This window comes from Brevibacillus laterosporus DSM 25 (assembly GCF_002706795.1).
Lineage (GTDB): Bacteria > Bacillota > Bacilli > Brevibacillales > Brevibacillaceae > Brevibacillus_B > Brevibacillus_B laterosporus.
The window spans coordinates 3,757,501-3,770,808 of sequence record NZ_CP017705.1 but is presented as its reverse complement, the minus strand read 5'-3'; the positions used below and the strand labels follow the sequence as shown (position 1 = coordinate 3,770,808).

The following is a 13,308-nucleotide window of genomic DNA, read 5'->3' as shown; positions in this document are numbered from 1 at the left end:
TGTGCTCCTCCTCTCTACCAGATGCCCTCTTTCGTGAACTCCGCTTCCGCTTCTTGTAAGGTCTGACGCAGTAAATGGATCAATTCATCAATTTCATTTTGCTCAATAATGAGCGGGGGAGAGATAATTACAGCATCACCTGCTACTCCATCTAAACCACCAATAGCCGGGTAAATCATTAATCCTTTAGCAAATGCTCTCTGGATAATTCGATTTGTCACCTGATGTGAGAGCGCAAATGGCTCTTTTGTCTGCTTGTTCTTCACAAATTCTAGTCCACACATTAGTCCTTTTCCACGAGCTTCTCCAACAATGTCAAACTCCTGCTCTACTTGTTTTAAGTGTTGTAATAAATACTTTCCGTTCTCCTCTGCTTTTTTCACTAGCTGATGCTGTTCCATGTAACGTAAAACAGACACGCATATAGCTGCTGATTGAGGGTTAGCACTGTACGTATGACCTGCCATGATAGAACCAGAGCCTTCTGCAATAGTCTGCATGATGGAATCACTCACCATCGTAGCTGCCATCGGTGTATATCCCGAACTCATTCCTTTTCCCAGCGTCATCACATCAGGAGTTACCTGCCAATGATCAATTCCAAAGTTTCTACCAGTACGCCCTACGCCTGTCATTACTTCGTCTGCTATAAATAATATTTGATGCTTGCTACAAATTTCACGAATGCGAGCAAAATAGCCATCCGGTGGTACTACAGCACCTCCAGAAGCGCCAATGATTGGCTCTGCTATAAATGCCGCAACATTTTCCGCCCCCGTTCTGATAATTGCCTCCTCTAACTCGTCAGCTGCCTTGCGTGCGTATGTTTCGCTATCGAGTCCCTGCTGATTTCGATACGGATAAGGAGCCGATATGCTCGGGTAGTCTGCCAATAATGGTACGAAACGCTTCCGTCTTAACACATGTCCTGACATTGACAAAGCTCCCATCGTAATTCCGTGATAGCTCATCCATCGTGACAGGATCCGATTTTTGGTCATGCGTCCCTGTTCTTGCCAATACTGAATCGCAATTTTTTGAGCAGTCTCTGTCGCTTCTGATCCACTGCTGACGAAAAAGCTCCAATTCACATTACCAGGCGCCCATGTAGCAAGAATATCAGCTAATTCCTCCACTGCTTCACTACTGAAATGCGAGCGATAAGCAAATGATACCTTCTCAGCTTGCTGTCTCATGGCATCGAGAATTTCATCTATTGCGTGCCCAATGCTGACAGTTACAGCCCCTGAACAAGCATCCATATAACGCTTTCCGCTCTCTTCATATAAGTAAATTCCTTTTCCATGAGAAATTCGTGGATACTGTTTACCCCATTCAGGTTTAATTACATAGCTTTTTCGTTCTGTTTTGCTATCCATGCTCTTGTGCTCCCTTCCTTTTGCAACCGCCACTTTATACTCATCGTATCGAATACCAAACCTTCTGACATTCGACTTACTGGCAAAAAAACACTAGATAAAAAGCAGAATTTTTTGTACATTTTGTATAATGATCGTTTGTTCGGAAAGTGAAACATGTAAAAGCAACAGAGAGGATGAGGAGCATATGTCAATAACGATCCGTGAAGCCATGCAGTTACCTGATATGGTGCAAACTAGGTTGGTAGCAGGGGAATCTGGACTAAATCATCCGATTCATTGGGTAACAATTGTAGAAATTGTAGAGGATTTGGAACGTTTACAAGCAGGGGAATTTCTAATTACCACTGGTTTTGGTCTGGAGATGAACACCGATAAACATGATCAGTTTATACCTTCACTGGCAGCCCGAGGATTGAGTGGAGTTGCCATTCATACAGGATTTTATTTACGTGAAATTCCAGCGCTTTTTATTGAACAAGCCAATCAGTTTGGACTCCCTTTAATTGAGATTCCCACAGAGCTTAATTTCTCTACCATCACAAAAGCCATTCTTCAACCCATCGTGAATCGTCAATTTGAACTAATTCGCTATTCAGAGCAAATTCACCAACGACTGTTAAATGTAGCCTTGCTAGGTGAGGGACTTTCTGCCATTGCAGACGAATTAGCCGATGTCACCCAAGGAGAAGTGGTAATAACAGATGTACTAGGTTATGAAGTAATCCGTACATGTTCACGCACATGTAGACCCACTACTGCTGGCATGCCGTCAGTGGAGTATTCCAATCAGGTATTCTCTAATCAAAACTGTGAACCCACCTCCCCTGCCCCTGTCGAATTAACCCATTCCATCGAAGCCGCTCGTTTTACCTTTGGCACCATCACCTTACGCAAACGTCAAACAAACCAGCAAGAATGGGACATTATCGCTTTACAGCATGCCTCAACATTAGCAGCCTTAGCTTGTAGTAAAGATCGGGAGGTAGCACAAGCAGAATGGCGTCTAAAAGGCGATTTTTTGGATGAGTTACTAAGTGGGACCTTTAAGCTCAATGCAGAATCTGAGGCACGTAGCCGTTTGTTAGGTTATCCCCTTCATATTCATGCACGTCATCTTGTTGTTGCATTATCCATACCGGTTACGACTTATACAGAAGAGTACGATTTTACCATGCTACAAAAGCTACCCACCTTATTAAAGCGGGTAGCAGAGGTCTATCAGCCTACCTATCTCAGTAAGGTACGTGCAACCGATATCTTATTACTAATGCCTGAGGATAGGGCTAGTGAAATTTTTGTACAAAAAGTGGCTGCGAAGTGGCTTGATTTGTACCCTCAGCATCCTTTGGCGATCGGGATCAGTACTCCCCGTGCTTCCTTCAATACCTTGTCAATTGCCGTACAAGAAGCGATCTACGCTATGAAATGTCGGGGAGCACTCCTCCCAGCATCCGAAATTCAGTCTGTATCGCATTTTGACCGGTTATCTGGATATCAGTTCCTATTTCCCTATCACGCGCAATCTGAGGCCTTACAGCAGCTCTGGGAGCCATTATTAGTAACATTACTACAATACGATCAAAAACATGGGCAACAATTGCTAGAGACCATCCAAACCTATTTTGAAGAGTGTCTGAATGGGCAAAAAACGGCACAACGTCTATTCATTCACCGACACACGCTTAAATATCGTCTACAGCAGATAGAGGAAAAAACAGCGGGATCACTTCATGACGCCTCTCACCGCTGGCAACTACAGCTAGCCATCATGGCCTATCATTTGCAACAAATTTTATACCCTGACCTGCCCGACATTCCATAGAGTATGCTACGAATCTATTAGTCCCAAACAGCCCGTAACGGCTTTACCCATATATTCATATCCTCAAATCCGGTTGAAATAACACAATTATTAATTAGTCTGCCAGTATACCGATAACCCATTTTAGCGGCTGTCACATTCATCGCAGCGGAATGGGCACGTGTAATTGTATAAAGATAGTAAATACCCATCTCCTGCATATGTTGTTCCAAAGCCACAAATAAGTGCTGAAGCAAGCCTTTCCCTAACCAATCTGGATGAGTGGCACAATCCGTCATTTCTGCTGATCCCCAATTCGGAGTCACTTCAGCAGAAGCAGCGCAAACAATCCTCCCCCCTGCTTCTACAACAGCGTAGTGGGTATCTGCTTGCATTGTATTACGTACATATTCAGGATCATGCATGGGGGTTGGATAGGTCTCAAAGACAACTTGATACAGATTAGCCAGCTCTTCTGCATCTTGCAGTTTAGCCCAACGAACACTACAATCGTCCGGCAGCGCCTTTAAGACACTACTGTCTGCTTGTTTGGCTAAACTAATTTGCATAATTTCGTCTGCAAGCGGCTCATTTTTAGGAGTACCGCGTTCTGATGTTACAAAATATCGAAGCATGTGTGCATTCTGACCTTGTATACACCCTTCCAAAATCCCTTCACGTATAAACCCATGTGTACTCCAAGCGGATAGATCCTCATGTCTAGCATAGACAATTAGCTTGGTCATACCTAGTTTGTCAGCCTGTTGTTTACACGTCTTTGCAATCGCGTCAATTTGAGTAGAGTCATACCCCATTACCTTGATACGCTGGTTATGTATATCCACAATTATTTGTGAATGATTTTCAATAGATTCCATCGCCATTGTTTTACACCTCATTGATTTATTTCTTTTATTATAAAAGCCCTTGCATTGCTAGTCATTCGACAAGTTGTCCAAAGTACCTCTTTGATACAATTCGCTTCTTTCATATCTAAACCACAACCTTTGCGCATAGGTATCAAGAAGACAGGAAAAAAGGAGGATTCCACCCATGCATACCCTCATTTATGCTCACAGGGGTGCCTCTGGCATGTATCCCGAAAATACATTTCCAGCCTTTCATGCAGCCTATCTACAAGGCTCGGATGGTATGGAAATCGACGTTCAACTGACCGCTGACAAGCAGCTTATTGTCATGCACGATACCAATGTAGAGCACACCACAGATGGGGTAGGAGAAGTGCGACATCTCACCTATCAACAGATCCATCGCCTAAATGCTGCTGCCAAAAGCGGAAAGAATTATCCCCCGACAAAGGTTCCAGAGCTATCAGATGTCTTATTGTTTGTCAAAACAACTGGACTCCGACTTATCATTGAACTTAAGAACTTTATCGTCCCCCAGCCTCATTTGGAAGAGCATGTGATTCGTCTTATCCATGATCTTCGTTTACATAAACAGGTGGTGCTTTCCTCTTTTAATTATCACAGCCTCTTGCGTGTAAAGGAGCTGGATCCACACGTTCGCACCGGGATGCTTTATTTCGGTCAGCTACATAATCCTTGGGAGATTGCCAAACAATTTCGTGCGGACGAACTACACGCCCCCGAAGAGCAGGTAAATAAAGCGCTTCTGCAAGCTACTCGTCAGCATCATTTATCGCTACTTGCTTGGACAGTAAACACTCCAGAACGGATGAGAGACCTCTTTTCGTTACAAATTGATGGCATAATTACAAATTATCCTAATTTAGCACGAAAATATTTGCGTAAGAAGTAAAAGGATTGTTTACAAGCCCTACGGGATATTTCTATACTAAAGAAGAATCAGGATATAAGGGGGTTATTGCATGTTCATTACCGACTGTCTATCACCACTACATTCTCTCACAGTGGTAAAGCCAACCGACACCATTGCCCATGCTCTGGAGGAAATGAAAAAAGGAAAATTGCTTAGCATGCCTGTCATTAATGAAGACGGTACTTATTTTGGGACGCTAAGTAAACGCAGTTTGTTTGAAAGATTTGAACAAGATCATGCGGATAAAACTTTTACAGAATTCACTCAACTTCCTCTTGCAGATGGTGTTGATCAAAACTTAAAGCCACTTACAGCCGAACATCTTTATGAAGACGCCCTCCCCATCATTGTGCGTTATCCATTTGTACCGATTGTAGATGAGAATAATCATTTCCTTGGTATCATTAAACGAAAAGATATGGAGCTTGTATTAGAATCCGTTTTTGGAATGGGTGTGAAAGGAACCAGAATGACCTTGACCCGCTTTGAAGGAAAAGGTGTTTTACGAGAAATTTCCAGTATTTTAACCGAACACAAATCAAATGTGATCTCCTGTGTGGCCTTTGATTCTAAACACTCTGGTGTCCGACGTATTCTAGTCAAGTTTAAAACGGAAGATAATATTATTGATATTATTCAAGAATTAGAGAATCACGGCTTTGCCGTTACCTCCGTTCATGAAAGCTAACCTTTTTCCCACGATAAGCCACTGAGCAAAAAGTTATTATAAAAAAGGAACGCTAGTATGCCTGCGTTCCTTTTTTACATTCCTATTCGATTATTTTCCAAGATCTAGAGGTGGTACCCAATTGGGATCAAAGAACTTACCTTGCCACGTATTGCGACGCTTCATTTCAGCCTCAATCCCATTAAGTACTTCCCATTTCTTACGACTCCACATCGGCCCAATCAAAATGTCTGGCGGACCATCACCAGTAATACGATGCACAATCATTTCTGGTGGTAGAATTTCCAAGGTGTCGACCACTAATTTCGTATACTCTTCTTGTGTCAAGAATTCCAATAGCCCTGCATTGTACTGCTTCACCATAGGAGTTTTCTTTAACAGATGTAACAAATGTATTTTAATTCCTTGTACATCCAAGTGAGCAACCGCCTGCGCAGTCTCCATCATATCTTCGGCAGTCTCTCCTGGTAATCCGTAAATAATGTGAGAGCAGACACGAATGTTATGTTTACGCAGCTTCTCTAATCCATCAAGATAGCATTGATAATCATGCGCACGATTAATAAGTAGCTGTGTACGTTCATGTACAGTTTGTAAACCCAATTCTACCCACAGATAGGTGCGTTCGTTTAATTCTGCCAAATACTCAACTACATCATCTTCTAAACAGTCAGGTCTGGTCGCTATAGCGAGACCCACAACATCATCTTGTCGTAAAATTGTTTCGTACATATCGCGCAACTCTTCTACAGGCGCATAAGTATTACTAAATGCCTGAAAAAAACCCAAATACTTCGCTGTCGGCCATTTTTCATGCATACGATCTTTGACATCATGAAATTGCTTCTCTAACGTCATACGGCGATCTCCTGCAAAATCACCAGAACCGCGCGCACTGCAAAACGTACAGCCACCTACTGCAACATTGCCATCTCGATTTGGGCAAGAAAAGCCTCCATCTAGCGGTACCTTAAATACCTTGTGTTGAAACATACTACGTAAATGATAATTCCATGTATGATAACGCTTGTCACCCCATAGTAGAGGCTGACAGCTATTTTGTATATCCTCCGTTGACATCGTTATACTCCCTTCTGTCCCGTGCATTTCTACAGTATACCAGTTTCTGTGCTGCTTTTTAATAGTGAAAAATATTACACCACACATTTTGGTATAACTCAAGCTTTCGCCAATAATTGCTTTTATACTAACATCAATAACATTTCGAAGTTTTTAATAGTAAAAAAAGAACCGCAGTTCTTTCCCGCGGTTCCTCATCAATATATTTCCCACTTTATTACGTTTGCATTACTGTTGCATTTCTTCAATCTGAATAGCACGTGTATGTGCAGTATGGCTCCATTCTTGGTTGTTCTTTGTAAAGAACGCGTAGATGAAGATAGGTAACCACGTCAGGAAGAAAATTGGCAACAGGATGAGTCCCAAATAAGCTTTTAGTGGGACTTTCTCTAAATACAATGCGAGTACAGGCAACAAATAGAAAATACCTGTTGTCGCGTAAATCAACCAATCAGGCAAGAAGCCCGTTGTAGGTAGGAACGTGTTAAAGCTCAACAATCTGGCCATAAACAATACCGACATAAATGTAACAATCAACACATACATGGGTTGAAAGAGGTAGAAAGCTGCGTCAAGCATTCCTAGTCTTCTTGCTTTTAAACCGTTTTTCATAACTGAACCAATGTAACGTCCAGCTACATCATAATGTCCTTGCATCCAACGAAGTCGCTGCTTCATTGAAGATTTTAGGTCGATTGGTTTTTCGTCAAAAACCTTTGTTTCATGAGCCCAGCAAGGATAGATGCCACGTTCAATACATCTCGTTGCAAATTCCAAGTCCTCAGTTAAGCTGGTCGCTCCCCAACCCATATCTTTTAACAGCTTACTCTCAATACAAAGCCCTGTACCACCTAATGTGTTTGGCAAACCTAGGTTATGGCGAGCCAATTGCCACATACGGTTGGTGAACCAGTACGTACAAGCGTACGAAAGAGTAATCCAAGAGTCAAACGGGTTTTTGGAGTCAAGGTAACCTTGGATAACTTGTTGTCCTTTGCATAGACGATCGTTCATGATAGTTAGGAAGTTTTTCTCTACCAAGTTATCTGCATCAAACATTACGACAGCATCGTACTGCTTTTCTCGTGACCATAAATTTTCTAACATCCACTCAATACCGTAGCCTTTGCCACGCTTTGAAGTGTCAAATCGTTCGCAAGCATAGGCGCCATGCTTCCGAACAATCTCCGCGGTGTTATCTGTACAATTGTCACAGATAACAAAAATGTCATACATCTCACGCGGATAGTCCATTTTTTTCAAATTCTCGATCAATGGTGCAACAACCGCTGATTCATTGTGTGCAGCTATCAATACAGCAAATGTTTTCTCTGGTTTGTGGGTCACAGGCTTTTTCTTATGAAGCAAAATGCCTCCGCCTACTGAAATTGCTGTTTGATAGATGCTGACTAACCCCATTGTGGTGGTAAAACCGATGAAAAGCCCCTCAATTATATCTTTTAAGTCAACCATCTTTTCTTCTCCTCGACCTGGTATGCTTATATGCATACAGGTAGTGTTATATCTCCTTCAAACCCTATTTGCGAGTTTACACGATTCACAACTAGCCTGCAATCGTTCAAAAGTGGGAAAAATCAATGTTTAGTTCTCTCTATATCTATTTGTTGCTTAATATGACGCAAAAGCTCAGTGATTCGATTCATCTTGCAAGCAGTTTTTAAGAAACACTTGTCCCTATCACGATTCCCTCTTCATCCTACTCTTATTCTGCAACCTCCAAATTTACTACAGAAAAAAAAGCCTGCTATAAAAAGGTGTACCTGGACTGACCCAGGTTAATGAGACATTGAAAAAACACCTATGCTACCTGTTTTCCATACTCGTATGGGGACAGGTAGTTTAATTTTTCCTGAATTCGTTCCTGATTGTAAAAACAGATGTAATTTTCTACTTTTTGTAATACCATTAGATTTGTTAGGAACTCTCTCTTCGGAGAGGCGAATTCTTCCGACTTTAGCGAGGAGTGGAAGGATTCAATGACAGCATTATCATGGCAATTTCCCTTACGGGACATGCTCGTGGTAATGCTGTTTTCTTTTGCTTTATTTTGAAAAGCGTATGAGGTATAAACTGAACCTTGGTCACTATGGAGAAGGACACCTCGCGCGTCTCTAGTTTTCGTGGCTTGTTCAAGCGTCTCTAGAACGAGAGAAACATCTTGTCTGTCACTTATTCGGTAAGCAATGATCTCGTTGTTATATAGATCCATTATCGAAGATAAGTACAACATGCTTTGACCGTAAGGTAAATACGTAATATCCGTTACCCACTTTTCATTTGGCTTTAAAGCTATAAATTCCCGGTTCAGCTTGTTTGAAACAATCATTTTACTCTCGCCACTACTAAACGTCTTGCGCTTTACTTTTACACGACATTGTAAATTTTTCCTTTGCATAACCCTCTGCACTGTTTTACGATTCACTTTTTTATTATAAATACGACCTAGTAAAGCAGTTATCTTGCGATGACCAAAACGATAGTGATACTTCAAGCAGAGTTGTTCAATTAGGTATTCAAGTTCTGTACTTGTGTTTTGAAACTTCGCTTTCCAGCGATAATACGTTGCTCGTGGTACAGCAAACAATTTTAGTATCTCCGTAATAGTAAACCGATCTTTAAAGCTCTCTACAACGTCAATTAGGCTCGATTTTTTCACCTCCTTTGAAATTCCTGATACTTTTTTAGGACTTCTATCTGCAACTCTAATTGACGAATTCTCAGGTCTTTGGTAGCTATCTCGTCTAGCTGATCTTGTCCGTATTTTCCATACATATATTGTTTGCCTACCTGTTGAGCAAACCGATACGTTTCTCCATTACGAAACCACTTCATCCATGTCTTTATCTGAGATTTATCCTTGATACCAAGTTCATCCATAATCTGTTTATTCGTATAACCCTCTTGCTTCATCTTTACGACTTGCCACTTCACCTCTTCTGGATAAGAAACTCTTGTACCCATGAAAGAAGCACCTCCCATCAAATCATATTGTTTAATACGATTCAGGAGGTGCTTTTTCCTTGTCTCAATTTACTGGGTCACTTCAACCCTTTTCAAATAGGCTTGAATCCAGAAGATGCAAAAATCTGGCCTCTATAATTAAAGGTCAGCCGATATTCCTAGTAAAATTTCTATTGAGATGTTTTTATTCCAGGGACAAAAGAACTATTTGACATTAAATTAATAATCTATCTATATTATTCCCTGTCTCCTATAAAAATCCTATTTCATCAACAAATATTTTTTACAAAAAATGACAAGGATTGGTTTTTACGGGATATTTTAAATGAAATTCTCACTTCTTACTTTTCTTTACAACTGTAAAAACAAATAAAAACTCAGCGATACGAACCCTTTTGGTCGAGCAGAGTCTTATGTGATTTCCTTTTTTGAAGGTTGGCATTCAATTTTCATAAAAATACATAAAAATGGCGTCCCAGGAGAGACTCGAACTCCCGACCGACCGCTTAGAAGGCGGTTGCTCTATCCTGCTGAGCTACTGGGACGCATTTTGGAGGGAGTACCCGGATTTGAACCGGGGAATAAAGGTTTTGCAGACCTGTGCCTTACCACTTGGCTATACTCCCTTATGAAATTAAAAAGGGGCGATCGATGGGAATCGAACCCACGAGTGTCGGAGCCACAATCCGATGCGTTAACCACTTCGCCACGACCGCCATTATGTAAGTAAAAATTTGGCAGGGGCAGTAGGAATCGAACCCACACCAAAAGTTTTGGAGACTTTTGTTCTACCACTAAACTATGCCCCTATGGTAGCGGCGGAGGGGATCGAACCCCCGACCTTTCGGGTATGAACCGAACGCTCTAGCCAGCTGAGCTACACCGCCAAAAAACTACATAAAACAATATGGCGGAGAGTGAGGGATTCGAACCCTCGCTACGCTTACGCATACTAACGGTTTAGCAAACCGTCCCCTTCGGCCTCTTGGGTAACTCTCCGTATAATAACTCCTCAGAATAAATCTGTACGATACCAGTCAATCTGTTACTTTATTTAAACACTAAGGAATAATTATACTAATAACATGTCTTTATTCCCTGAAAACTAGATAATGAAGTTAGCATAAAGGCAATGTGGATAAGTCCTCGACCGATTAGTATTCGTCAGCTCCATGCATTACTGCACTTCCACACCGAACCTATCAACCTCATCGTCTATGAGGGGTCTTACTAGCTTGCGCTATGGGAAGTCTCATCTTGAAGGGGGCTTCACGCTTAGATGCTTTCAGCGCTTATCCCGTCCGCACATAGCTACCCAGCTGTGCCACTGGCGTGACAACTGGTGCACCAGAGGTGCGTCCATCCCGGTCCTCTCGTACTAAGGACAGCTCTCCTCAAACTTCCTACGCCCGCGACAGATAGGGACCGAACTGTCTCACGACGTTCTGAACCCAGCTCGCGTACCGCTTTAATGGGCGAACAGCCCAACCCTTGGGACCTACTTCAGCCCCAGGATGCGATGAGCCGACATCGAGGTGCCAAACCTCCCCGTCGATGTGGACTCTTGGGGGAGATAAGCCTGTTATCCCCAGGGTAGCTTTTATCCGTTGAGCGATGGCCCTTCCATGCGGAACCACCGGATCACTAAGCCCGACTTTCGTCCCTGCTCGACTTGTAGGTCTCGCAGTCAAGCTCCCTTGTGCCTTTACACTCTACGAATGATTTCCGACCATTCTGAGGGAACCTTTGGGCGCCTCCGTTACTCTTTAGGAGGCGACCGCCCCAGTCAAACTGCCCACCTGGCATGGTCCTTCCACCCGATAAGGGCGGCAAGTTAGAAACTCCGTACATCAAGGGTGGTATCCCAACGACAGCTCCACGAAGGCTGGCGCCCTCGCTTCACAGCTTCCCACCTATTCTGTACATGATGCACAAAGTTTCAATACCAGGCTACAGTAAAGCTCCATGGGGTCTTTCCGTCTTGTCGCGGGTAACCTGCATCTTCACAGGTATTATGATTTCACCGGGTCTCTTGCCGAGACAGCGCCCAAGTCGTTACGCCTTTCGTGCGGGTCGGAACTTACCCGACAAGGAATTTCGCTACCTTAGGACCGTTATAGTTACGGCCGCCGTTTACTGGGGCTTCGGTTCAAAGCTTCGCTTGCGCTAACCCATCCCCTTAACCTTCCAGCACCGGGCAGGCGTCAGCCCCTATACTTCGCCTTGCGGCTTCGCAGAGACCTGTGTTTTTGCTAAACAGTCGCTTGGGCCTTTTCACTGCGGCCTCCTCGGGCTATAAACCCTACCGAGGCGCCCCTTCTCCCGAAGTTACGGGGCCATTTTGCCGAGTTCCTTAGCAAGAGTTATCCCGCGCACCTTAGGATTCTCTCCTCGCCTACCTGTGTCGGTTTGCGGTACGGGCACCTTGTTCCTCGCTAGACGCTTTTCTTGGCAGTGTGAAATCAGAGACTTCGGTACTTATATTTCCCTCGCCATCACAGCTTGTGCTTACTGGTGTGCGGATTTGCCTACACACCACACTTACTGCTTAGACGGCCATCCAATAGGCCGCTCACCCTATCCTCCTGCGTCACGCCATTGCTCAAACGGAACAGAGGTGGTACTGGAATATCAACCAGTTGTCCATCGCCTACGCCTTTCGGCCTCAGCTTAGGTCCCGACTAACCCTGGGAGGACGAGCCTTCCCCAGGAAACCTTAGGCTTTCGGTGGACAAGATTCTCACTTGTCTTTTCGCTACTTACACCGGCATTCTCACTTCCAAGCGCTCCACCGCTCCTCACGATACGGCTTCACTGCTGCTTGGAACGCTCCCCTACCCAGTCCATAAGGACTGCCATAGCTTCGGCGGTATGTTTAGCCCCGTTACATTTTCCGCGCAGAGTCACTCGACCAGTGAGCTATTACGCACTCTTTAAATGGTGGCTGCTTCTAAGCCAACATCCTGGTTGTCTGGGCAACTCCACATCGTTTCCCACTTAACATACACTTGGGGGCCTTAGCTGATGGTCTGGGCTGTTTCCCTTTTGACGATGGATCTTAGCACTCACCGTCTGACTCCCGGATATAAGTACTTGGCATTCGGAGTTTGACTGAATTCGGTAACCCGATGAGGGCCCCTAGTCCAATCAGTGCTCTACCTCCAAGACTCTAAATCCGAGGCTAGCCCTAAAGCTATTTCGGGGAGAACCAGCTATCTCCGAGTTCGATTGGAATTTCACCGCTAGCCACACCTCATCCCCGCACTTTTCAACGTGCGTGGGTTCGGGCCTCCAGTAGGTGTTACCCTACCTTCACCCTGGACATGGCTAGATCACACGGTTTCGGGTCTACGACAACGTACTTTCGCCCTATTCAGACTCGCTTTCGCTGCGGCTCCGTCTCTTCGACTTAACCTCGCACGCTATCGTAACTCGCCGGTTCATTCTACAAAAGGCACGCCGTCACACATAGAAAGTGCTCCGACTATTTGTAAGCACACGGTTTCAGGTACTATTTCACTCCCCTCCCGGGGTGCTTTTCACCTTTCCCTCACGGTACTGGTTCACTATCG

Annotated in this window: 8 protein-coding genes, 6 tRNA genes and 1 rRNA gene (1 of these 15 only partly in view); 3 read left to right on the top strand and 12 right to left on the bottom strand. The window is 43.8% G+C overall.

What is annotated here, in order from left to right; genetic code table 11:
• Window positions 1–14: 14 nt before the first annotated feature.
• Complete coding sequence (locus BrL25_RS17930; protein ID WP_018673048.1) at window positions 15–1,379, bottom strand: aspartate aminotransferase family protein; 1,365 nt, start codon at window positions 1,377–1,379, stop codon at window positions 15–17.
• A 187-nt stretch (window positions 1,380–1,566) separates the two neighbouring features.
• On the opposite strand from BrL25_RS17930, the gene BrL25_RS17925 reads away from it, so the two are divergent.
• On the top strand, window positions 1,567–3,204 hold the full coding sequence (locus BrL25_RS17925) for a PucR family transcriptional regulator (protein ID WP_018673047.1): 1,638 nt from the start codon (window positions 1,567–1,569) through the stop codon (window positions 3,202–3,204).
• 17 nt (window positions 3,205–3,221) lie between these two features.
• On the opposite strand, the gene ablB is transcribed toward BrL25_RS17925, so the two are convergent.
• Window positions 3,222–4,067, bottom strand: coding sequence for a putative beta-lysine N-acetyltransferase (gene ablB / locus BrL25_RS17920; protein ID WP_018673046.1), 846 nt, complete (start codon window positions 4,065–4,067; stop codon window positions 3,222–3,224).
• A 169-nt stretch (window positions 4,068–4,236) separates the two neighbouring features.
• Here ablB and BrL25_RS17915 point away from each other — a divergent pair, with 169 nt between their 5' ends.
• Together BrL25_RS17915 and BrL25_RS17910 are read left to right on the top strand one after the other, a co-directional pair.
• Complete coding sequence (locus BrL25_RS17915; protein WP_018673045.1) at window positions 4,237–4,965, top strand: glycerophosphodiester phosphodiesterase; 729 nt, start codon at window positions 4,237–4,239, stop codon at window positions 4,963–4,965.
• A 70-nt stretch (window positions 4,966–5,035) separates the two neighbouring features.
• On the top strand, window positions 5,036–5,674 hold the full coding sequence (locus BrL25_RS17910; protein ID WP_018673044.1) for a CBS domain-containing protein: 639 nt from the start codon (window positions 5,036–5,038) through the stop codon (window positions 5,672–5,674).
• A gap of 90 nt (window positions 5,675–5,764) precedes the next feature.
• Here the strand turns inward: BrL25_RS17910 and mnmL are convergent, their stop codons facing one another.
• The 10 genes from mnmL to BrL25_RS17860 all read right to left on the bottom strand — a co-directional run.
• Window positions 5,765–6,754 carry a tRNA modification radical SAM protein MnmL/YtqA gene (mnmL, locus tag BrL25_RS17905; RefSeq protein ID WP_018673043.1) on the bottom strand — a complete coding sequence of 330 codons (990 nt, stop codon included), beginning with the start codon at window positions 6,752–6,754 and terminating at the stop codon, window positions 5,765–5,767.
• 228 nt (window positions 6,755–6,982) lie between these two features.
• Window positions 6,983–8,227, bottom strand: coding sequence for a glycosyltransferase family 2 protein (locus BrL25_RS17900; RefSeq protein ID WP_018673042.1), 1,245 nt, complete (start codon window positions 8,225–8,227; stop codon window positions 6,983–6,985).
• 346 nt (window positions 8,228–8,573) lie between these two features.
• Window positions 8,574–9,736, bottom strand: a protein-coding gene (locus BrL25_RS17895; RefSeq protein WP_099327220.1) for an IS3 family transposase whose coding sequence is annotated in 2 segments (ribosomal slippage) — window positions 8,574–9,457 and window positions 9,457–9,736 — 1,164 coding nt in all. Because the reading frame shifts where the segments join, the coding sequence is not laid out codon by codon here.
• Between the two features lie 468 nt (window positions 9,737–10,204).
• A tRNA-Arg gene (locus tag BrL25_RS17890) sits at window positions 10,205–10,281 on the bottom strand.
• Window positions 10,282–10,287: 6 nt separating this feature from the next.
• A tRNA-Cys gene (locus tag BrL25_RS17885) sits at window positions 10,288–10,362 on the bottom strand.
• 17 nt (window positions 10,363–10,379) lie between these two features.
• Window positions 10,380–10,452: transfer RNA gene (locus BrL25_RS17880), tRNA-His, on the bottom strand.
• A 19-nt stretch (window positions 10,453–10,471) separates the two neighbouring features.
• A tRNA-Trp gene (locus tag BrL25_RS17875) sits at window positions 10,472–10,545 on the bottom strand.
• 1 nt (window position 10,546) lies between these two features.
• Window positions 10,547–10,623, bottom strand: a tRNA-Met gene (locus BrL25_RS17870).
• A gap of 21 nt (window positions 10,624–10,644) precedes the next feature.
• Window positions 10,645–10,735: transfer RNA gene (locus tag BrL25_RS17865), tRNA-Ser, on the bottom strand.
• Window positions 10,736–10,870: 135 nt separating this feature from the next.
• A 23S ribosomal RNA gene (locus BrL25_RS17860) occupies window positions 10,871–13,308 on the bottom strand (it continues 491 nt past the right edge of the window).